This is a genomic window from Yersinia sp. 2545 StPb PI, from assembly GCF_052217125.1.
GTDB lineage: Bacteria > Pseudomonadota > Gammaproteobacteria > Enterobacterales > Enterobacteriaceae > Yersinia > Yersinia enterocolitica_E.
In genome coordinates this window covers 51,025-73,412 of sequence record NZ_JAZGPY010000002.1, presented here as the reverse complement: position 1 = coordinate 73,412, position 22,388 = coordinate 51,025, and the positions used below count along the sequence as shown (strand labels likewise).

Sequence of the window (22,388 nt, the reverse complement as noted above, 5' to 3'; positions counted from 1 at the left end):
TATGAAAGTTAAATGTATTGCTACTAATTTAACCCAAGAACAGAAAAGGGAATTAGGCTTGAATAAGGAAGAATCTCCACAATACCCTTTTACTATTGGGAAGATTTACACGGTATTAGGGATACATATGCAGATAGGGTATTACGCTGGAACAATGTTAAAAATCCCAATGAGATACGCCGTTCCTGCGCCTTTATGTCTATTTGAAGTGATCGATGCTCGCCCTTCTATATACTGGAAAATAAAGAAATTTAGTGATTTTGAATTAGCATTATGGCCTGATGAATTATATCAAGAGTACTTTCAAGATGATCTTACAGATGGTGTTCCAGAAGTAGTTGAAATATATAATAGAGTTGTCGATAAATTAGAAAAAGAGTTCGACTAAATGCAACCCCGGCTCACTCAGCTCGATGGCGCAGTGATTGCCAGCACCGCGGACAAGAGTAAAAACAGTCTGGATACCGGCACGCTCGGCTTCAGTGACATTGAAAATAAAGCCGATTTTAAAGCGGAACATCAGGGCGGTAGCCTGAGTACCGGTGGCCCGGTGGGGTCTGACCTGCTGAGTAATCTGGGCAGTGTGGTGCTGTCGGGTCTGGGTAATGACGGCCATGCCGAAGGTACCACGCAGGCAGCGGTCAGTGAGGGCAGCATCACTATTCGTGACACCGATAAACAACAGCAGAATGTCGATGACCTGAGCCGCGACACCGACAATGCCAACGGCAGCATCAATCCTATCTTTGATAAAGAGAAAGAGCAGAATCGCCTGAAAGAAGCGCAGTTGATTGGCGAGATTGCCGGTCAGGCAATGGATATTGCGCGGACGCAGGGAGATATCCTCGGGCTTGAGGAAGCTTTGAAACGCCATCCTGAGTTGAAAGGCGATGCGGAAGCCTTGCGTGAGACAAAAGAATACAAAGCCGAAATGCAAAAATACGGCACCGGTAGTGCACTGCAACAAGGTCTTCAGGCCGCAACAGCGGCCATACAGGGCCTGGCGGGTGGCGATATGGCGAAAGCGCTGGCAGGCGCCTCAGCCCCGTATCTGGCGGAAGTGATTAAGAAAAGCACGGGAGATAATCAGGCGGCTAACCTGATGGCCCATGCGGTACTGGGTGCAGTCGTGGCGCAGATCAACGGCAACAGTGCGCTGGCGGGCGCTTCGGGTGCAGCGATGGGTGAGTATATCGCCCAACAGATGTACCCTGGTATCAATCGTGAAGACCTGACCGAAGATCAACGACAGACCATCAGCGCCTTGGGTACACTGGCAGCAGGATTGGCCGGTGGTATGACCGGTGGTATGACCGCTGACGCGGTTGCCGGAGCGCAGGCTGGGAAGAATGCGGTGGAGAATAACTCGCTCCATGACATTATCGATAATAAAGTCTCTGGTGTGACTCAGGAACAGAAATACCAGAATGCGCAGAAAGAACTGGTTGCCGCTGTTGAAGAGTTCAAAGCACAGAACTGCGCCGGGTTAAGTTCCGATGCGTGTTCAGCCAAGATGCAGGCCAATAGCGACGAACTGCTGAAAGGGTTTGCGGGTTTTGGGATAGACTTCGTTCCCGTCATCGGTGATATCAAGAGCGTTGCGGAAGCACAGAGTGCGCTGGATTACCTGATTGCGACGATAGGATTTATTCCAGGGATTGGGGATGCTGCGGGTAAGCTTATCAAGGCAGCAGAGACAGCGTTGAAGAAAGGAAATGTTGCTGAAGCGTCGAATCTGCTGAATAAGGCTAGTGGTGAGATATCAGCGCATAACTCAGCCACCTATCCGAAGTTGAAAGATGATTTAAGGCAACAAAACCTCGATAGCATTGCAAAGCAAGATCCACGATTGGATGCTGTAGTTAAAGGCGACAATGGTAAGTTGAATTATGGTGTTGGGTCAGGATCTAAGGAAGAAGCTGATCGCTTAGGCCAAATTTGGGTGGGAGAAGGAGCTAGGCCACTTAGTGATGGAAAAGGATTGATTAGCGCTGATGGCACTCGTGTTTATCGTTATCCTGCATCTAAGCCAAATACACCGCAAGAAATCAGTCCAACAGGTGTTCAAGCTAATTTTGAAACATTAAAAGATGGACAAAAAATAGGTAACGGACACATGGTGATAACTCAATGAAAGGGGAGCTTAAATCTTTAGGCGTTAATTCAGCAGAATTCACTCCAGAAACTTATCAACCTGATGAGATTGATTGTTTTGGATTATGGGTGAACTTATGTATTGGTCCGGAAAAGCAAATGGGAGGGCATGATTATCAAGTATTTATCTGTACTCCTGAGTGGCTCTGTAAACATCATTGGGTACCTGAGTTAATGCGTCATACTCTATTGGTTCGTAAGTATGATCTTGATGAGATCACCAAGACCATCACAGATTATATTGACCGGTGTGAAGGTAAGGACTGGATGGAAATCGCCCAAAAACTATCCCGCGTCTTTGCTTGGGAGTATGAAGATTATCAGCCTTAACGACAACCCCGGCCAAAACCGGGGGCTTTTCTTCTAAGCTCTAAATCTCCACCTTCCCGCGACCGTAAGCAGCGGCACCAAAGTCACCGACAGCGGTCAGTCGATGTCTAATGTCGGCAGCACGGTGGGCAGCGTACTGGGCAATGTCAATATGACCGCCGGTGAAGACCTGAGGGTGCAAGGCTCCGAGGTGTTAGCCGGTAAAGACATCAATCTGAGCGGTAAGAATGTCGCTATTGTGGCGGCGGAAAATCACAGCAGCCAAACCCATAGCGTCGAGTAAAAAAGCAGCGGCCTGACACTGGCGCTGTCCGGTGCGGTCGGCAGTGCCGCCAATACCGCCAGTGACGAAAGCAATGGACGACTGTCTGCGCTGCAAGGGGTTAAAGCGGCACTCAGTGGTGCGCAGGCGGTACAAGCAGGTCAGTTGGTGCAGGCGCAAGGAGGCGATACCGGATGGGGACTCCCACACCCTTTTTAGGTAAAGTCGTTTAGAAAGATTGCATTGAACGCAGCACAACAGGCTAATGAACAGGTTTTTCCTGTATGGCTATGACCCCTTCGAATAAGACAAAGCATTGAATCTGGATTGTTCACTGTGCTAATTTGGTGTATATTTGACCAGGCATGTATTTTTACACAGTACATAACTGAATAAGGAGTGTAAATGATTGAAAAATCAGAATTCTTTTCCAGCTTCATCGAAATAGAGAAGCGACCAGAATTTTCTCCAGATCAGGAAATTAGCCCGGATAATTTTAAAGAATTGGTTGGTGAATATCGACTTGATGAAGACGTTATCTGCCAGGTAAGGACTAAAAAAGGGGCTTGTTGCAAAAAATGGAGTTGTCATGAAAACTGAGGCTATTCATCCCTTCTTCAATGAACCCACATGACCCCTAGCGATTTCAAATGGAAACATTTTGCACCCGAGATCATCCTGTGGTGCTTACGTTGGTACGGTTCAACCCCAATGAGTTATGCCAATGTCAGCGATATGCTGGCAGAGCGTGGGATTTCCGTTCATCGCTCTACCATTTACCGTTGGTTTATTGAATATGCCCCCATACTTCGTCAGAAATTGAAACGATATCAATTTACGCATGCCGACTCCTCATGGCAACTCGATGAAACCTATATCAAAGTCAACGGAAAATGGTTTTATCTCTATCGCGCCATCAATAAGCTCGGTACTACATTAGATTTTTACTTTTCGCCTAAACGAAACAAAAATGCTGCCTATCAATTCCTTAAACGGGTGTTAAAACCCTATCCGGTTGAAAGACAGCCGAAAATACTCAATACCGATAAACATTCGTCATACGGTTACGCTATTACTCGTTTGATGAAAGAAGGAAAGCTACGGGATGATGCGAAGCAGCGGCAAGTCAAATACCTGAATAATCGTATCGAGTCTGACCATGCACCCATCAAAAAATTGGTAAAAGCGGCCGGGGGGTTCAAACGGCCAAATCGAGCGTGGTCAACGCTTCAGGGATTTGAAACATTGCGACGACTGAATAAAGGTCAATTTGATATTTGGCTACGCCGTGACGAACCTGAATGTCTAGTGCGGGAAAGATCCGCCTTTATGAATCGGCTCTTTAACATTGAGACGGTTTTAGCCTAATTATTTCCCCCATCAATGAGTAAAATCACCGACTCTCATTATTTGCAACAAGCCCGTTTAAGTGTCCTCCTACAGGCACCGTCAATGTGAGGATGAATACTCTACCGGTTCCAATACTACTGTGTGGTGATCCAGGGCACTGTTGATAACCCTTGCGTGCAGAGAATACGCCGACATCACCTGAATAAAGGTCATTGTGTCACCGATAATGCGAAACGGTACGGGATGCAGGTGACGACCATCGGCGGTAAAGGCGGCATTAAGCGTGGATTTTTCGACGTAAAAGCCATTATTCTGAGACGGTGTGAGTACAGTTCCTGATTTCCATTCTCGACTGTCCATCACATAATTGTCCCAGCCTTGATCTCTCAGTGTCTCAGTGGCGTAGGTGAGTCGAAATAGGTCTGATTGCTCGGCCAGATTGCCACTACAGGAACGCCATAAATATTCCAGATGCTGGCGTAGTTTGCCTACTGCAGCGTGTTTGCGGCCCCGTTCCAGTAACCAGGTAATGTCGATAGCGACACTTTTTGGAAACCGCTTTTGCTTTTGTGCGGTAGCCAGCCAGCGGATAAGAAACAGATTATCTGCGTAGTGCGTTCTCGCCATGCCATCCTGATGGGCTATGCCAAGCGCCACCAACGCACAAAAGGCCAGGTGGCTTAACGCTAAAGTGGTGTTTTCCGGTGAGTCCGGTTCAATGTTATCTAACAACGTCTTCCCTGCCCGTCATTTGGATGATTAATGGCGGATTTGTGCCAGGTCGTCAGCGGTCAGACCGGTCATTTTCATTACCGAGTCGCGATCGATACCGTTCGCCAGCATAGTGCGTGCGACTTCCAGTTTACCTTCAAGCACGCCTTCCTGACGTCCTTTGGCTTCACCTAGCTGGATACCTTCCATCCGGCCTTCCTGGCGACCCTTTTCGATCCCTTTTTGTTCTAGTTTTTGTGCAATCGTCATCAATACCTCCTCGTGCTGTGGTGAGCGGCGGGCCAGCTCCCTAATAAAGTTTTCCGGTGCCGCCGTGTCGCCAACCTGCAACATGTAATTCATCAGCGATGTCAGCTGCTCATTATTAGTGTAACCGGCAAGCAGCAACGTGACCAGTTGTTCCAGTAGCTCGGCAAGGTCACGCTGACGAACGTGCTTTTGTAGCAGTTCCAGAATGGCCATGCGCCGGTGTGTCATGATTTCGTCATCAGAAATGACGGTCACATCAACCAACGGAAAATCATTGCTGTAGAGTTGTCCCGCCAGTTCCGGCTCACTGAATTCTTGCAGCCAGTTCATCGGGTAAGGATAAGGTGTCACCTGGCCATGATAGAATAAAATCGGGATAACCAGAGGCAGTTTGTCGTTACCAGCATCGAGGTGTCGCTGCATGGCGGCGATAGCATATCGCATCAGCCGAAAGCCCATATGCCTGTCTGGCGAACTTTGGTGCTCGATCAGTGCGTAGATGTAGCCGTCACCCTGCCCCGCTTTAAGGGAATACAGTACGTCCGAGTAATAGGCACGCAGATCTTCTTCGATAAACGAACCGGACTCCAGTCGCAGGGTGTTCAGGTCGCACGCCTGGCGTAATGCTGGCGGTAGGTGTACATCCAGAAAGTCGCGAGCGGTTTCTGGGTGTGTCAAAAACTGTTTAAAAAGCGCGTCGTGCGGTGTAGGTGTCGTTTTCATTGGCCAATAGTAGCATAGTCATTGATAACACGGATTTTAGCGCCTGAGCGTGAAGAATACTGCGGTTAATTCCAGATTTTCCCTGTTTCCTGATGCACAACTTCTAACTCGATATAACAATAGCGCATCTCAGCTGCATAGGCGGCATCCTGGTTTAGTTCATCAACCAGCTCATCCAGCTCTTGTTCGGTTTCATAGGGAACCCGGAGAATATAGTCGTTGCCTTTTGGGTCGGGCTTTTCCATATCAAAGCTCCAGTGCCATTCGTTCTCGATATCCGTTCTGACCTTGGATTTACCTCTGACGTATTTGGTATTATTTTCAACGCGTAGCTCGATGAGTAGCGTTGCTATTTTTCTGGCTGAACGCTCGCCAGGCAAAATATCGTCGGGGTTCTGAAGCCGGTAGGTTTTCAGTATCCGGTAGACACTCGCTTTGCCGATATTCAGTTGTTTGGCCACCGAGTCGCGGGTAAAACCGGCACGAACCAGCTCGATGACGTCAGCGGATTTTGCGCGAGCGGTGGGTTTTCTTCCTTTATACTTACCCTGTTGTTTTGCCTGGGCAATACCTTCCCGTTGCCGTTCCTGTCGTAGATTAGTTTCGAATTCAGCAAAAACGCCCAGCATATCCAGAAAGGCTTTGCCGGATGCTGACGCGGTATCGATGGCCTGTTCTGTCGCCCTGAGTTTGATATTTTGCTGTTCAAGGTCATACACCAGATTCTGGAGGTCGCGAAGGCTTCTTGATAAGCGATCAATGCGTGTGACCACCAACGTATCGCCCTCACGCAGGTAGTCCAGACATTCGTCAAATGCCTGGCGCCCTTCTTTCTTTGTCCCGCTAACTTTTTCCGAGAAAATTTTGCGGCAACCCGCAGCGGTCAAAACTTCAACCTGGTGAGTCAAATCCTGATCAGTAGTTGAAACTCGCGCATAACCGACAAGTGCCATCTCATTTCATCTCAATAGGTACTAGATTAAGTGATTCTCTGGTATCAAAAGTGATAAATCAATTTATATGAGAGTGTTTTTTGTGGAGCACCACTCACTATCACTAGGGTATAGGCTAAAGCGATATGTGCTCATTTTCAAAAAACAGGTCTATCTTACAATCACTTCTGATCTCCAAGTTGTCACTTGTTAACTAAAAAATGAAACGTACACAATTTTATTATCTGATAGTAAAATGTTGTACGTTTCATTTTATTGTGTACACTGAAATCAGTCTCACATATTAATGATGTGCAAGGAATCCATCTCTAGGGGAATAATGATGAAACGTGATTACGGTAGTGTTGGCACTATTGCTCTGAGGGCTAGTGCTTTACTTAAAGCCATGAGTAGGGACATTGAAGAACAACGGAAAGAGTTCAATCTTACCGAGTATCATCAGACCTATACGCGTAATGCTGTGGCAAAACTTCCTAAATTAAGCCGTCGTATCGTCGAGCAGGCTATCAAAGAGATGGAGGACAGTGGCTACCACTTCAATAAAAAACAGGTAGGTAATGTTGAGCAGTACGCATTGACTATTCAGAACGTCATAGATATTTATGACCATCGTAAGATCACGAAATATCGTGATATTCACAAAGAGCCATACGTGATCTTTGTCGTGAATCTAAAAGGAGGGGTATCAAAAACTGTTAGCACGGTAACGTTGGCGCATGGTTTGCGCGTACATCAGGATTTATTACGTCACGATCTGCGTATTCTTGTTATTGATCTTGACCCACAAGCCTCTAGCACAATGTTTTTGGATCATACTCATAGCATCGGTTCTATACTCGAAACAGCAGCTCAGGCAATGCTGAATGATCTCGATGCAGAACAACTTCGTACAACGGTTATCCGCCCGACAATTGTTCCGGGGGTTGATGTTATCCCTGCGTCAATTGATGATGGTTTTGTTGCGAGTCAGTGGGCGTCTTTGGTGGCTGAGCACTTACCTGGAGTCTCTCCGTCTGAGGTATTACGTAAGAAAATAATTGATCGTGTGGCGAATGATTATGACTTCATTTTCATTGATACAGGACCACACCTTGACCCTTTTTTACTCAATGGCCTAGCTGCCAGTGATTTGCTATTAACCCCTACCCCTCCAGCTCAAGTAGACTTTCATTCAACTCTTAAATATCTAACTCGCTTGCCAGAAATGCTGGAACAATTAGAAGATGAAGGCATTGAGCCACGATTAAGTGCCAGTATCGGTTTTATGTCCAAAATGACCAATAAACGTGATCATGAAACATCGCACAGTTTGGCGCGTGAGGTGTATGCCAGCAACATACTAGATTCATCATTGCCACGACTGGATGGTTTTGAGCGTTGTGGTGAGTCATTTGACACTATAATCAGTGCCAATCCGATGTCCTATCCAGGCAGCGTAGAGGCGCTTAAGAGGGCTCGTACTGAGGCTGAGCGTTTCACTAAAGCTGTTTTTGACCGGATTGAATACATCAGAGGGACGGTAGCATGAAAAATATCGTGTCTCGAGGCCGAGTTCTTGGGAATAGTAGTTCTGAATTTGCACGTATGCTAGAAGGTGGTGAGAATTCCAAGACCTTCACTCTCAAATCAGGTAAACAGGCTAAATTTGTCCATACCATTGTGCTAAGTGGTGAGATTGAATCACGGACGTTTGTTGACTCCACTGTTAATGGGCGTGACCAGACTATGCTCACGCCCGAGTCAGTCAGTGATATTTCTCGTACGATAAATCTCCAGCAGTTTTTTCCTGCCATTGGCCGGGAGGTTAATGGGAAAATTGAAATTCTGGATGGTACCCGCCGCCGAGCCGCCTGTATTTTTAATCAGGTGAAGTACGAGATCCTTGTAACGAAGGATGAGATCGACCTTGCCGACGCCCAACAACTTGCAAAAGATATTCAGACGGCTAGAGAACATAGCCTTCGCGAACTTGGGAAGCGATTTAAAGTCATGTACGACAAAGGCATGACAAAAGAAGAAATTGCGCAGGTGGAGAATATTTCCCCAGCAAAAGTTACTCGTGCATTTCAGGCTGCTTCTATACCAGATGAAATAATTTCTGTTTTTCCAATAATCAATGATATTTCATTGTCGGACTATCAGTTTTTGTTGCATATAGTAGAAGACGCAAATAAAAAAAGAGTTTCAGTTGAAGAACTAATGGTGAACGTCTGTCGATGTATTCACAAAGATCCTGATAATCCTATAACTGATAAAGCTAAAATATTGTCAATCTTCCGAGCTGAGAGCAAAGAGCTTAAGGATGCACCTCTTAAATCGGTTGAAACCGAAAAGCTACGAGATTTTTCTGATCGCAACCAGTTTGCGAGGAAGAAAACTGATACTAAGAAACGGCTGGTTGTATATGAGTTTTCTCGTATGCCTGCTGAAGTGCAGTTAGAAATTGATGATGCAATCAAGCGTATTGTTGAGAGAATGTCTTATCAAGGGTAGTCAGGGATAAACAATAGGATGTCAGATGGCATCCTTTTTTTAGCTAAATTCACCACGGTTTTTTAATGCTTATATTTATGAATTTTATGGTTTTTTTCTTATTCTTTCATAGTGAAATCACCATTGTTTCGCCGCACTAGTAAACCTCTTATCCCTTCCCATGTTTTCTGGCTCTGTCGCATTAAGGCGTGGTCAGGTAACATGCTGTTTTTTTTACGATGTTGCCTACTCATGTCTCTCATCAGAAAAGCCTTTAAACGCCTGCATTATCCCGTCGATATCATCGCGCAATGTGTTCGTTGGTATCTGGCTTATGCCCTGAGCCTGCGCAACCTGGAAGAGATGATGGCTGAACGCGGTATTGCCGTTGACCATTCCACGTTACACCGCTGGGTTATCCGCCTGGTGCCCTTGCTGGATAAGGCGTTTCGCCGACATAAACGCTCAGTGGGTCGTCGGTGGCGCATGGATGAAACCTACATCAAAGTCAAAGGTCAGTGGAAATATTTATACCGTGCGGTCGATACTACAGGCCAGACCATCGACTTCCTGCTGACCGCCAAACGGGATGCCGCCGCCGCCCTGCGTTTTTTTCGCAAGGCCATTCGTTACCAGGGCGAACCTGATGTGGTCACCATCGATAAAAGTGGTGCCAACACCGCAGCCCTAACCACACTCAATGCAGACAAACCAGAAGAAGAAACCATCACCCTCAGACAAAGTAAATACCTGAACAACCTGATTGAACAGGACCACCGAAATATCAAACGGCGAATACGACCGATGTTGGGATTCAAATCATTTCGGCGGGCGCAGACGATATTGGCAGGTATTGAGTTAGTGCATATGATACGCAAAGGACAACTTCAGCATCCAGTCGGGGAGCATTTATCACCGGCGGAACAATTTTATCTGTTGGCCGCCTGAAAAATAGACAGCCCTAGTTTTTTCGTCTTTCCTCCGTTAACGCGACACAACCCTAAAAATACCCAGCCGCAAAATTTTGGCGGCTTCCCGCTTACAACCCCGTAATGCAGCTGCAGCATCCCGTTTGGCGGTCAGCAGGAAGTCGATGGTCTGGCCTGAAGTATCGACCGCGCGGTACAGATATTTCCACTGACCTTTGACTTTGATGTAGGTTTCATCCATGCGCCACCGACGACCTACTGAGCGTTTATGTCGTCGAAATACCTTATCCAGCAAGGGCACCATACGGATGACCCAACGGTGAAGCGTGGAGTGGTCAACAATAATACCGCGCTCTGCCATCATCTCCTCGAGATTACGCAGGCTGAGGGCATAAGCGAGATACCAGCGAACACACTGAACGATAACATCAGTGGGATAATGCAGGCGACGGAAGGCTTTTCTTATTAGAGACATGGGCAGGCAACATCGTAAAAAAACAGCATGCTACCTGATAACGCCTTAATGCGACAGAACCAAAAAAACAGCATGTTACCTGACCACGCCTTAATGCGACAGAGCCATTAAATCTTATATACCTACCCTGTTATTTTATTATAAGATTATTGCTTATGTGTTGTAAATCAAGTTTTTTTGTGAAGTACATGTGTTAAATTAAAAGATAACTGATCATTGTATTTCTAAATGTTTGTTACTAATTTTGAGTAGAAAGCATCTTTAAGGTTAGTAACGAAAAGCACTTCTACTTAATCTGATTTTTATTAATTAAAGTATTTAATATTAATTTTTAGTTTTATTTTTTTTGGTTGTCATACTCAAGAAAAATCGAGTTTACAACACCATTACAATAGTTATGTGTAATTAATTTCTACTCTTTATTTTGCTTGATAAAGGGTGATATTCGTTATTTGTGAGCGCAAAAATATGATTAAACGTTTTTCTTTTTTAAATAAACTGCAACCTACAGTCGGTGTTTCACTGAAAAGACACGTTTCTCCTCTCCCCCGGCCCCATATCAGACGAGTTGCCTGGGGTATGTTACTATTACAATTATTTATCCCTCTGAGCACATCTTTCTCTCCGGCCATTGCGGCGATGAAAGCTTCAAAGGCCACAACAACATTATCCTATTCATCTACTGAACCCTATGTGCTTGGTTTGGGAGAAAATGTTAATATTGTAGCGAAAAAATACGGTATTACCGTTGACGAACTAAAAAAAATAAATGTCTACCGTACTTTTTCTCGTCCCTTCACTGTTCTGACGACGGGCGATGAAATTGATGTTCCCCGTAAAGTCTCTCCTTTCTCAATAGATAACAATAAAGGCGATACGTTTTCAGTAGAAAATACATTAGCCGGTCATGCGGTGGCGGGTGCGACCGCCTTATCCAACGGTGATACCGCTAAATCCGGTGAGAGGATGGTTCGTTCTGCGGCCAGTAATGAATTCAATAACTCGGCACAACAGTGGCTGAGTCAGTTTGGTACGGCTCGTGTACAGCTGAATGTTAATGATGACCTCCATCTGGACGGCAGTGCGGCAGATGTATTGATCCCGCTGTATGATAATGAAAAATCCATTCTCTTTACCCAACTTGGGGCCCGCAATAAAGACAGCCGTAATACGGTCAATATGGGCGCCGGGGTGCGTACATTCAAGGAGAATTGGATGTATGGTGCAAATACCTTCTTTGATAATGATCTGACCGGTAAAAACCGGCGTGTCGGCGTGGGCGCAGAAGCCTGGACTGATTACCTGAAATTGTCCGCCAATAACTATTTTGGTCTCACGGATTGGCATCAATCCCGGGACTTTACCGATTATAACGAACGCCCTGCCAACGGTTATGATCTCCGTGCTGAAGCCTATTTACCGTCGTATCCCCAGTTGGGCGGTAAGGCGATGTATGAAAAGTATCGTGGTGATGAAGTTGCGCTGTTTGGCAAAGATAACCGCCAGAAAAACCCTCATTCCATTACTGCGGGGGTAAATTATACCCCAATCCCATTAGTCACTATTGGCGCAGAGCATCGCGTCGGCAAAGGTGGGCAAAACGACAGCAACATCAACGTTCAGTTTAACTATCGCCTGGGTGAAACCTGGCAATCTCATATAGACCCCTCAGCCGTTGCCGCGAGCCGTACACTGGCCGGAAGTCGGTATGATTTGGTTGAACGTAACAATTATATAATGCTGGATTACCAGAAACAGAATCTGGTGCGCTTGGCCTTGCCAGAAAGTCTGGCGGGTGATCCTCTATCGCTGCACACCATCACCGCGCAAGTGACAGCAACACACGGTCTTAAACACATTGACTGGCAAAGTGCAGAGCTGATCGCAGCGGGTGGCGTGTTAAAACAAACCAGCAAGGATGGGCTGGAGATAACGCTGCCTGGATATCAGGTCAATCGAGCTAGCGGTAACAGATACATTCTGAATGCTATCGCCTATGACAACCAAGGTAACTCTTCCCGTCAGGCGAGCATGCTCATAACTGTAAATGCACCAATGATAAACAATGCTAACTCGACTCTGACGGCAGCACCAATAAATATTGAAGCCAATGGCAGCGATACCTCCGTAGTGACGTTGACGCTGCGCGACAGCAACAACAATCCAGTCACCGGGCAGATCGTGACCTTTACCAGTACCCTGGGTATCTTGAGTACAGTGATAGAGAGTGGCAACGGTGTTTACACCGCTACTCTGACGGCGGGGATGGTATCAGGCATCACTACAGTCAGCGCGAGCGCCAACGGTGTCGCACTGGGTGTGACGCAGTCCACTGTGACCCTGAACGGCAACAGCGGCAACCTGAGCACCACTAACTCGACGTTGGTGGCCGCGCCGACTGCTATTGTGGCCAATGGCAGCGACACCTCACAGGTGACGCTGACGCTGCGGGACAACAACAACAATCCGGTGACCGGCCAGGCCGTGGCCTTTACCAGCACCCTGGGAACCTTGAGTCCGGTGACTGAGGTTAACGGTGTTTACACCGCCACCCTGACCGCCGGGATCGTGGTGGGGACGTCCAGCATCACCGCCAGCGTAGGTGGCAGTGCGCTGGGCGTGACGCCAGCCACGGTGATCCTGAACGGTGACAGCGGCAACCTGAGTACCACGAACTCCACCTTGGTGGCGGCGCCAGTCAGCATCGAAGCCAACGGCAGCGACACCTCGGTGGTGACGCTGACGCTGCGGGACAACAGCAACAACCCGGTGACCGGGCAGACGGTGGCCTTGGCCAGCACGCTGGGCACCCTCGGGGCGGTCAGTGAAGGCAGCAACGGGGTGTATACCGCGACCCTGACCGCCGGCACCCTGTCCGGTACCGCCAGCCTGACGGCCAGTGTGGGCGGCAATGCCCTGGGCGTGACGCCAGCCACGGTGACCCTGAACGGTGACAGCGGCAACCTGAGTACCACGAACTCCACCTTGGTGGCGGCGCCAGTCAGCATCGAAGCCAATGGCAGCGACACCTCGGTGGTGACGCTGACACTGCGTGACAGCAACAACAACCCGGTGACCGGGCAGACGGTGGCCTTGGCCAGCAGCCTGGGAACACTGGGCAATGTGACCGAGCAGGCCAGTGGCATCTACAGCGCCACCCTGACCGCCGGCACCGTTTCCGGTGTCGCCAGCCTGAGTGTCAGCGTGGGCGGCAGTGCGCTGGGTGTGACGCCAGCCACCGTGATCCTGAACGGTGACAGCGGCAACCTGAGTGCCACGAACTCCACCTTGGTGGCGGCGCCAGTCAGCATCGAAGCCAACGGCAGCGACACGTCGCTGGTGACGCTGACGCTGCGGGACAACAGCAACAACCCGGTGACCGGGCAGACGGTGGCCTTGGCCAGCACGCTGGGCACCCTCGGGGCGGTCAGTGAAGGCAGCAACGGGGTGTATACCGCGACCCTGACCGCCGGCACCCTGTCCGGTACCGCCAGCCTGACGGCCAGTGTGGGCGGCAATGCCCTGGGCGTGACGCCAGCCACGGTGACCCTGAACGGTGACAGCGGCAACCTGAGTACCACGAACTCCACCTTGGTGGCGGCGCCAGTCAGCATCGAAGCCAATGGCAGCGACACCTCGGTGGTGACGCTGACACTGCGTGACAGCAACAACAACCCGGTGACCGGGCAGACGGTGGCCTTGGCCAGCAGCCTGGGAACACTGGGCAATGTGACCGAGCAGGCCAGTGGCATCTACAGCGCCACCCTGACCGCCGGCACCGTTTCCGGTGTCGCCAGCCTGAGTGTCAGCGTGGGCGGCAGTGCGCTGGGTGTGACGCCAGCCACCGTGATCCTGAACGGTGACAGCGGCAACCTGAGTGCCACGAACTCCACCTTGGTGGCGGCGCCAGTCAGCATCGAAGCCAACGGCAGCGACACGTCGCTGGTGACGTTGACGCTGCGTGACGGTAACAATAACCCGGTGACCGGGCAGACGGTGGCCTTGGCCAGCAGCCTGGGAACACTGGGCGGCGTGACCGAGCAGGCCAGTGGTGTCTACAGCGCCACCCTGACTGGCGGCACCGTTTCCGGTACCGCCAGCCTGACGGCCAGTGTGGGCGGCAATGCCCTGGGCGTGACGCCAGCCACGGTGACCCTGAACGGTGACAGCGGCAACCTGAGTACCACGAACTCCACCTTGGTGGCGGCGCCAGTCAGCATCGAAGCCAATGGCAGCGACACCTCGGTGGTGACGCTGACACTGCGTGACAGCAACAACAACCCGGTGACCGGGCAGACGGTGGCCTTGGCCAGCAGCCTGGGAACACTGGGCGGCGTGACCGAGCAGGCCAGTGGTGTCTACAGCGCCACCCTGACTGCCGGCACCGTTTCCGGTACCGCCAGCCTGACGGCCAGTGTGGGCGGCAATGCCCTGGGCGTGACGCCAGCCACGGTGACCCTGAACGGTGACAGCGGCAACCTGAGTACCACGAACTCCACCTTGGTGGCGGCGCCAGTCAGCATCGAAGCCAATGGCAGCGACACCTCGGTGGTGACGCTGACACTGCGTGACAGCAACAACAACCCGGTGACCGGGCAGACGGTGGCCTTGGCCAGCAGCCTGGGAACACTGGGCGGCGTGACCGAGCAGGCCAGTGGTGTCTACAGCGCCACCCTGACTGCCGGCACCGTTTCCGGTGTCGCCAGCCTGAGTGTCAGCGTGGGCGGCAGTGCGCTGGGTGTGACGCCAGCCACCGTGACCCTGAACGGTGACAGCGGCAACCTGAGTACCACGAACTCCACCTTGGTGGCGGCGCCAGTCAGCATCGAAGCCAACGGCAGCGACACCTCGGTGGTGACGTTGACACTGCGTGACAGCAACAACAACCCGGTGACCGGGCAGACGGTGGCCTTGGCCAGCAGCCTGGGAACACTGGGCAATGTGACCGAGCAGGCCAGTGGCATCTACAGCGCCACCCTGACCGCCGGCACCGTTTCCGGTGTCGCCAGCCTGAGTGTCAGCGTGGGCGGCAGTGCGCTGGGCGTGACGCCAGCCACCGTGACCCTGAACGGTGACAGCGGCAACCTGAGTGCCACGAACTCCACCTTGGTGGCGGCGCCAGTCAGCATCGAAGCCAACGGCAGCGACACCTCGGTGGTGACGCTGACGCTGCGGGACAACAGCAACAACCCGGTGACCGGGCAGACGGTGGCCTTGGCCAGCACGCTGGGCACCCTCGGGGCGGTCAGTGAAGGCAGCAACGGGGTGTATACCGCGACCCTGACCGCCGGCACCCTGTCCGGTACCGCCAGCCTGACGGCCAGTGTGGGCGGCAATGCCCTGGGCGTGACGCCAGCCACGGTGACCCTGAACGGTGACAGCGGCAACCTGAGTACCACGAACTCCACCTTGGTGGCGGCGCCAGTCAGCATCGAAGCCAATGGCAGCGACACCTCGGTGGTGACGCTGACACTGCGTGACAGCAACAACAACCCGGTGACCGGGCAGACGGTGGCCTTGGCCAGCAGCCTGGGAACACTGGGCAATGTGACCGAGCAGGCCAGTGGCATCTACAGCGCCACCCTGACCGCCGGCACCGTTTCCGGTGTCGCCAGCCTGAGTGTCAGCGTGGGCGGCAGTGCGCTGGGTGTGACGCCAGCCACCGTGATCCTGAACGGTGACAGCGGCAACCTGAGTGCCACGAACTCCACCTTGGTGGCGGCGCCAGTCAGCATCGAAGCCAACGGCAGCGACACGTCGCTGGTGACGTTGACGCTGCGTGACGGTAACAATAACCCGGTGACCGGGCAGACGGTGGCCTTGGCCAGCAGCCTGGGAACACTGGGCGGCGTGACCGAGCAGGCCAGTGGTGTCTACAGCGCCACCCTGACTGGCGGCACCGTTTCCGGTACCGCCAGCCTGACGGCCAGTGTGGGCGGCAATGCCCTGGGCGTGACGCCAGCCACGGTGACCCTGAACGGTGACAGCGGCAACCTGAGTACCACGAACTCCACCTTGGTGGCGGCGCCAGTCAGCATCGAAGCCAATGGCAGCGACACCTCGGTGGTGACGCTGACACTGCGTGACAGCAACAACAACCCGGTGACCGGGCAGACGGTGGCCTTGGCCAGCAGCCTGGGAACACTGGGCGGCGTGACCGAGCAGGCCAGTGGTGTCTACAGCGCCACCCTGACTGCCGGCACCGTTTCCGGTACCGCCAGCCTGACGGCCAGTGTGGGCGGCAATGCCCTGGGCGTGACGCCAGCCACGGTGACCCTGAACGGTGACAGCGGCAACCTGAGTACCACGAACTCCACCTTGGTGGCGGCGCCAGTCAGCATCGAAGCCAATGGCAGCGACACCTCGGTGGTGACGCTGACACTGCGTGACAGCAACAACAACCCGGTGACCGGGCAGACGGTGGCCTTGGCCAGCAGCCTGGGAACACTGGGCGGCGTGACCGAGCAGGCCAGTGGTGTCTACAGCGCCACCCTGACTGCCGGCACCGTTTCCGGTGTCGCCAGCCTGAGTGTCAGCGTGGGCGGCAGTGCGCTGGGTGTGACGCCAGCCACCGTGACCCTGAACGGTGACAGCGGCAACCTGAGTACCACGAACTCCACCTTGGTGGCGGCGCCAGTCAGCATCGAAGCCAACGGCAGCGACACCTCGGTGGTGACGTTGACACTGCGTGACAGCAACAACAACCCGGTGACCGGGCAGACGGTGGCCTTGGCCAGCAGCCTGGGAACACTGGGCAATGTGACCGAGCAGGCCAGTGGCATCTACAGCGCCACCCTGACCGCCGGCACCGTTTCCGGTGTCGCCAGCCTGAGTGTCAGCGTGGGCGGCAGTGCGCTGGGCGTGACGCCAGCCACCGTGACCCTGAACGGTGACAGCGGCAACCTGAGTGCCACGAACTCCACCTTGGTGGCGGCGCCAGTCAGCATCGAAGCCAACGGCAGCGACACCTCGGTGGTGACGTTGACGCTGCGTGACGGTAACAATAACCCGGTGACCGGGCAGACGGTGGCCTTGGCCAGCACGCTGGGCACCCTCGGGGCGGTCAGTGAAGGCAGCAACGGGGTGTATACCGCGACCCTGACCGCCGGCACCGTGGTGGGCGTGGCCAGTCTGACGGTGACGGTGGGGGGCAATGCACTGGGCGTGGCCCCGGCCACCGTACTGATTGCTCCGGCAAGTAGTGCAATAACATCACTATCTGTAAATGGGGCAAGTTTTGCCGCTAATGCTAGTTTTCCTGCAAATGGTTTTGCAAATGCAAAATTCAGAATTGTTATCAACAATTATACGGAAGCTGAAGCCGCTCTATTCTATACATGGACAAGTGATAATTCTGCCGTAGCGGTTGATAACCAAGGAAATATTAATATCAACTCAAACTCTGGGAACAGTATCGTCACTATTAAGGCGGTGAATAACACTAACAGTGAAGCGGTTCAATATAGCTTTACCATTAAAAAATGGTGGGATAATAATGTACCTTCAGCGACTTATAATGTTAACCATTGCGTAACATCTCTGGGCGCAGGTTATAGGCTTCCAACTATGGGAGAATTAACTAATTCTACCTCAAGTACCGGTGCAACTCGGGTAGCTAATAGCTCTCTGTGGAGCGAGTGGGGAAATATGAATGCTTATGGCTGGATCGTGGGCTCTGGAGTGAATCGTTATTATTCTTCTACTCTGCAAGCCAGTGGTGCTGTATATGGAACCAATTTAGCTATTGGTGATTATGATTACTTGTATATTGTTAATCCCTACCGTTATACCTGTATAAGCCAAAATTGATATTTTAGGCGCAAAAATGGTTATACCGGTGTTGTAGTAGTAAGGAGGATGGTACTGTTGTATGAATAGGGTAAGGTGATAATTTCCGTTAGCCATCTTAATTGGCACTGCTGAAAATCTGGTGATAGTAAGCAGTGCCACCCTCTCCAAGCAAACAGCACGCAATACAGCTCTGTCGCATTAGCGTAGATCAGTTAGCAAAATTGGTTAAAAAATATACTTAGCGAATGAAAGGGACTTCCCCTCGATGTGGTTACTGTAACCATCTTCCGTGACATTATGGGGAGTAACCAAAATATTACAGGGGAATAACCATGGCCGTTGTAACTGTTGGGATCGACCTCGCTAAAAATGTGTTTGCCGTTCATGGCGTTGATAAAAATGGCAATGCTGTTCTCGTTAAACCCAAAGTAGCCCGGGCTGCGCTGCCCGAACTCATTGCCAGTCTGCCGCCTTGCGTTATTGGGATGGAAGCCTGTTCAGGCGCTCATTACTGGGCAAGGCTTTTCAGGCAGTATGGTCACGACGTTAAATTGATGGCCCCGAAATTCGTTTCGCCATACCGGCTGGCAGGTAAACCGGTAAAAATGACGCCGCGGATGCGCTGGCAATTTGCGAAGCCGTCCGACGGCCCCACATGCGTTTTGTGCCGGTAAAAGATGAAGAGCAGCAGTCCATGCAATGTCTGCATCGTACCCGCCAGGGTTTTATTGAAGAACGCACCGCATCATATAACCGGCTTCGTGGCCTGGTATCTGAATTTGGCCTGATTGCCCCGCAGAGTACAGAACAACTGCGGAGACTGGCCAGAGAACACCGCGAAAATTTGCCTGGCTGGGTCAGCCAGTGCGTTGATGACCTGCTCAGTCATATTGACAGTATTGAGCTAAAAATCGCTGAGTATGATCGTATACTGGCCAAAATAGCCGTCCGGGACGGTTCTGTCGCATTAAGGCGTTATCAGGTAGCATGCTGTTTTTTTACGATGTTGCCTGCCCATGTCTCTAATAGGAGAGCATGAAAAAGTGTGGGGCAATCACCGAATGAGTCTTTCGCTGGGGCTAGAATAACCAGCATTCTTTCGTCACCATGCTTGTTATCCTGCGATGAAAATCTATGTTATCAAAATAGCTGTTCGTGGTGTCACTCCTATGGTCTGGCGTCGGTTAAGAATCGCTGCTGATACGTCACTGGCCGCGCTTCACTACATAATCCAGATCGTACAGGGCTGGGGCGATGACCACCTTCATCAGTTTCACATTTATGGCAAAGATTACGGTATCTCATACGAAGGGGGCGTTGGCTTTCCGGATAACCCGTTCCGGGTTGTGATTGATGATTTTGCTTTTGATGTTGGCGATCGTTTTACCTATGAATACAATTTCTTTGAGCACTGGCTTCACGACATTCGTGTTGAGGCTATTCATGAATACTCCACGCTGAAAACGCCATTTTGTATGAGCGGTCATGGTATGCCCGGAGCAACGGCTGCGGATGAAGCTGATAAGACGCTGGCGTTCCTGGAGGCAATCATCAACGCAGATGATGCAGCAACAGTTGGTGATATCCGCCCTTTTATCGACGATCTGGATGCCGTCCGGTTCAATCGCCAAAAAATCAACCGGCAACTGAGCAAACTCAACCAAATCACCTCCGGCGCTGGAGCCTGAGGTGATTTGGTTGGGTCGCCGCCGCTGACAGCGTCTATAAAGGTACACATTTACGTATGAATCCTTACGCCTAGCCTTGCTGGATTTTACTGAACAAATCGAACCTTAACGATTTATATGGCAGGTCATTAATTCTTGTAAACGATTAATTTACGGCTTTGTTGAATAATTCGGATTTAGATAAAAGCGCCTCTCGTCACTGACTTCCTCAGGCAATCCGCACACTTTCTGGCATCCCTGCACGCGTCATTTTGTTTAAGGCACGGATCATGGCCATAGTTTCTCCAACCTGCGCATCGTAATCCCTCAACGTAAGATGCCCACCAAACAGCTGTTTTACGCGGTACATCGCCGTTTCGGCCACTGAACGCCGGTTATAAGCCGTGTGCCATTTCCAGTACGCATTGCTCCCAGTAAGCCGTTGCCTCGCCACCGCCTGATTTCTGTCGGCATACTCCACCGGCCAGTAGCCGGCGCGCGTTCGCGGCGGGATAAGCGCCTTAATTTTCTTGCGCCGCAACTCGTCGTGGCACCGCTTTGTGTCATAAGCCCCGTCGGCACAGGCAGCCCTGATTTTCCTGTGCGTCTGACGGATAAGCCCCGGAATGCCTCTGCATCAGTCACGTTGTTTAGGGACAGGTCAGCGCAGATAATCTCATGCGTATCAGCATCCACCGCCAGGTGCAGTTTCCGCCAGACGCGGCGCTTTTCCTGGCCGTGTTTTTTCACCTTCCACTCACCCTCACCGAAGACTTTTAAGCCGGTGGAATCGATAACCAGATGGGCAATTTCACCGCGTGTTGGGTTTTTGAAAGGGATGCTGACGGATTTAGCCCGCCTGCTGACGCAGGAATAATCCGGGCAACGGAGCGGGAGCTTCATTAGGGTAAAGATGGAGTCAATGAATCCCTGCGCAGCGCGAAGTGTGAGGCGAAAAACGCGTTTGAGCATCAGAACGGTTGAAATGGCCAGCTCAGAATAACGTTGCGGACGACCGCGTAAAGACGTGTTGGGCTCGTCATACCAGGCCTGAATGGCCGACTCATCAAGCCAGAATGTCAGTGAGCCCCGATTGACAAGCGCCTTGTTGTAGGTGGCCCAGTTGGTGATTTTGAACTTTTGTTTTGCCACGTGATATCGCTGCAGGATCAGGAGTGTGGTGATCTGATCCTAACTACGGCCAAAAGTTCGATTTATTCAACAACGCCCAATGACTCTGGTATCTAACCATGTGCCATTAGCGACAGTTGTTATTTCTCCAAATGAGTATGAAGGACATTTTGCATTTGACCTATTATATAACAACTCGAGTGAAATACAGCCAAAGTCTTTAGCAACAGACAACCATGGTGTTAACAACGTAAACTTTGCCATTCTCGATATTTTTTCCTATCAGTTTTCACCACGCTATGCAAAATTCAAAAAAATATTTAATGAATTATTTGAAATTGTTTTAGATGAAGACCAGTTAATTATAAAATTGAAGAAACCATTTAACAACAAACTCATCATGCAGGAGTGGGGTAATATACAGCATATTATTTGTTCTTTGAGCCGAAAAACGGCGGTACAAAGTACAGTGGTTAAAAAATTATCGAATACTAAACGTAGCAGCAAAACGCTTGCAGCGCTCAGAGAATATGACCGGTTGATCAAATGTATTTACGTTCTGGACTATGCTGATAACAAAACGTTAAGACAATTTGTTCAGCAGGCGCTGAATAGAGGAGAGGCCTATCATCAGCTAAGAAGGGCTATTGCTTCAGTAAATGGTAATCAATTTCGTGGGGGGAGTGACTATCAAATAGATCAATGGAATGATTGTGCAAGACTGATAGCGAACTGCATCATTTATTATAACTCAGCAATCTTATCAGGACTTGTTGATAAATTTGAAAATCAGGGTAATGACAAGGCGATAGAAATGTTAGCTAATTTATCCCCGGTAGCCTGGGGGCATATTTTGTTAGGAGGGAATTATTCTTTTGAAGAGCAGGCGGTGCTCATTAATCTGGATAGTATTCTGGAAGATGTTGACCCATTAAACGATGAAGAAGACATAGACTCTACTTTAAATGACTAATATCATTATAATTCAAAGTGATATGACGTGAAGGTGGGACTTTTGGAGGAAATGATCACGGAACCCCATTAAGAACATAGTGAATTAAGAATAGAGTTTCAAGAATGGATTTCGAGAATCGCTAAGCCCTGAAACTACGTCATGCAAAAAACGACATATTCGATTCTCACAAACCACCGTTTTCTTTACTCAACTCA

General features: G+C 50.5%; 10 protein-coding genes and 8 pseudogenes. 13 read left to right on the top strand and 5 right to left on the bottom strand.

Features of this window, described 5'->3' with window-relative positions; translation table 11 throughout:
- The first annotated feature begins 1 nt into the window (after nucleotide 1).
- The 6 genes and pseudogenes from V1955_RS22655 to V1955_RS22630 all read left to right on the top strand — a co-directional run bounded on the left by V1955_RS22655 (nucleotide 2) and on the right by V1955_RS22630 (nucleotide 4,114).
- The gene (locus tag V1955_RS22655; RefSeq protein ID WP_442821503.1) at nucleotides 2–388 is read left to right on the top strand and encodes a hypothetical protein; all 387 of its coding nucleotides are present in this window, start codon (nucleotides 2–4) and stop codon (nucleotides 386–388) included.
- A 15-nt stretch (nucleotides 389–403) separates the two neighbouring features.
- Nucleotides 404–2,134, top strand: a pseudogene (locus V1955_RS22650) (VENN motif pre-toxin domain-containing protein); the annotation flags it as partial.
- On the top strand, nucleotides 2,131–2,484 hold the full coding sequence (locus V1955_RS22645; RefSeq protein WP_442821502.1) for an immunity 8 family protein: 354 nt from the start codon (nucleotides 2,131–2,133) through the stop codon (nucleotides 2,482–2,484). The pseudogene V1955_RS22650 and the gene V1955_RS22645, both read left to right, overlap by 4 nt.
- A 67-nt stretch (nucleotides 2,485–2,551) precedes the next feature.
- A pseudogene (locus V1955_RS22640) lies at nucleotides 2,552–2,935 on the top strand (hemagglutinin repeat-containing protein); the annotation flags it as partial.
- 216 nt (nucleotides 2,936–3,151) lie between these two features.
- Nucleotides 3,152–3,343: pseudogene (locus tag V1955_RS22635) on the top strand (hypothetical protein); the annotation flags it as partial.
- Between the two features lie 33 nt (nucleotides 3,344–3,376).
- Nucleotides 3,377–4,114 (top strand): IS6 family transposase, encoded by a 738-nt coding sequence (locus tag V1955_RS22630; RefSeq protein ID WP_442821501.1) that lies wholly within the window; start codon nucleotides 3,377–3,379, stop codon nucleotides 4,112–4,114.
- A gap of 81 nt (nucleotides 4,115–4,195) precedes the next feature.
- Here V1955_RS22630 and V1955_RS22625 read toward each other — a convergent pair whose 3' ends face one another.
- From V1955_RS22625 to V1955_RS22615, 3 genes and pseudogenes are all read right to left on the bottom strand, one after another.
- Nucleotides 4,196–4,828 carry a DUF2913 family protein gene (locus V1955_RS22625; RefSeq protein ID WP_420071498.1) on the bottom strand — a complete coding sequence of 211 codons (633 nt, stop codon included), beginning with the start codon at nucleotides 4,826–4,828 and terminating at the stop codon, nucleotides 4,196–4,198.
- A gap of 27 nt (nucleotides 4,829–4,855) precedes the next feature.
- Nucleotides 4,856–5,800 (bottom strand): Rpn family recombination-promoting nuclease/putative transposase, encoded by a 945-nt coding sequence (locus tag V1955_RS22620; protein ID WP_420071497.1) that lies wholly within the window; start codon nucleotides 5,798–5,800, stop codon nucleotides 4,856–4,858.
- A 404-nt stretch (nucleotides 5,801–6,204) separates the two neighbouring features.
- A pseudogene (locus V1955_RS22615) lies at nucleotides 6,205–6,753 on the bottom strand (recombinase family protein); the annotation flags it as partial.
- A 322-nt stretch (nucleotides 6,754–7,075) separates the two neighbouring features.
- Here V1955_RS22615 and V1955_RS22610 point away from each other — a divergent pair.
- The 3 genes from V1955_RS22610 to V1955_RS22600 all read left to right on the top strand — a co-directional run bounded on the left by V1955_RS22610 (nucleotide 7,076) and on the right by V1955_RS22600 (nucleotide 10,173).
- Complete coding sequence (locus V1955_RS22610) at nucleotides 7,076–8,281, top strand: AAA family ATPase (RefSeq protein WP_442821540.1); 1,206 nt, start codon at nucleotides 7,076–7,078, stop codon at nucleotides 8,279–8,281.
- Complete coding sequence (locus tag V1955_RS22605; RefSeq protein ID WP_442821500.1) at nucleotides 8,278–9,246, top strand: ParB family protein; 969 nt, start codon at nucleotides 8,278–8,280, stop codon at nucleotides 9,244–9,246. Before V1955_RS22610 ends, V1955_RS22605 begins: the two co-directional genes overlap by 4 nt.
- Nucleotides 9,247–9,477: 231 nt before the next feature.
- Complete coding sequence (locus tag V1955_RS22600) at nucleotides 9,478–10,173, top strand: IS6 family transposase (protein ID WP_442821499.1); 696 nt, start codon at nucleotides 9,478–9,480, stop codon at nucleotides 10,171–10,173.
- Nucleotides 10,174–10,272: 99 nt separating this feature from the next.
- Here V1955_RS22600 and V1955_RS22595 read toward each other — a convergent pair.
- A pseudogene (locus tag V1955_RS22595) lies at nucleotides 10,273–10,629 on the bottom strand (IS6-like element ISYps1 family transposase); the annotation flags it as partial.
- Nucleotides 10,630–11,097: 468 nt separating this feature from the next.
- Between V1955_RS22595 and yrIlm the strand changes: the two are divergent.
- The 3 genes and pseudogenes from yrIlm to V1955_RS22580 all read left to right on the top strand — a co-directional run bounded on the left by yrIlm (nucleotide 11,098) and on the right by V1955_RS22580 (nucleotide 20,108).
- The gene (gene yrIlm, locus V1955_RS22590; RefSeq protein ID WP_442821498.1) at nucleotides 11,098–18,438 is read left to right on the top strand and encodes a YrIlm family inverse autotransporter adhesin; all 7,341 of its coding nucleotides are present in this window, start codon (nucleotides 11,098–11,100) and stop codon (nucleotides 18,436–18,438) included.
- A 314-nt stretch (nucleotides 18,439–18,752) separates the two neighbouring features.
- Nucleotides 18,753–19,375 (top strand): annotated as a pseudogene (locus V1955_RS22585) (IS110 family transposase); the annotation flags it as partial.
- A 169-nt stretch (nucleotides 19,376–19,544) separates the two neighbouring features.
- Nucleotides 19,545–20,108 carry a plasmid pRiA4b ORF-3 family protein gene (locus tag V1955_RS22580; protein ID WP_442821497.1) on the top strand — a complete coding sequence of 188 codons (564 nt, stop codon included), beginning with the start codon at nucleotides 19,545–19,547 and terminating at the stop codon, nucleotides 20,106–20,108.
- A gap of 208 nt (nucleotides 20,109–20,316) precedes the next feature.
- On the opposite strand, the pseudogene V1955_RS22575 reads toward V1955_RS22580, so the two are convergent.
- Nucleotides 20,317–21,239, bottom strand: a pseudogene (locus V1955_RS22575) (IS5 family transposase).
- A 79-nt stretch (nucleotides 21,240–21,318) separates the two neighbouring features.
- On the opposite strand from V1955_RS22575, the pseudogene V1955_RS22570 reads away from it, so the two are divergent.
- Nucleotides 21,319–22,191, top strand: a pseudogene (locus tag V1955_RS22570) (Tn3 family transposase); the annotation flags it as partial.
- Nucleotides 22,192–22,388: the final 197 nt, after the last annotated feature.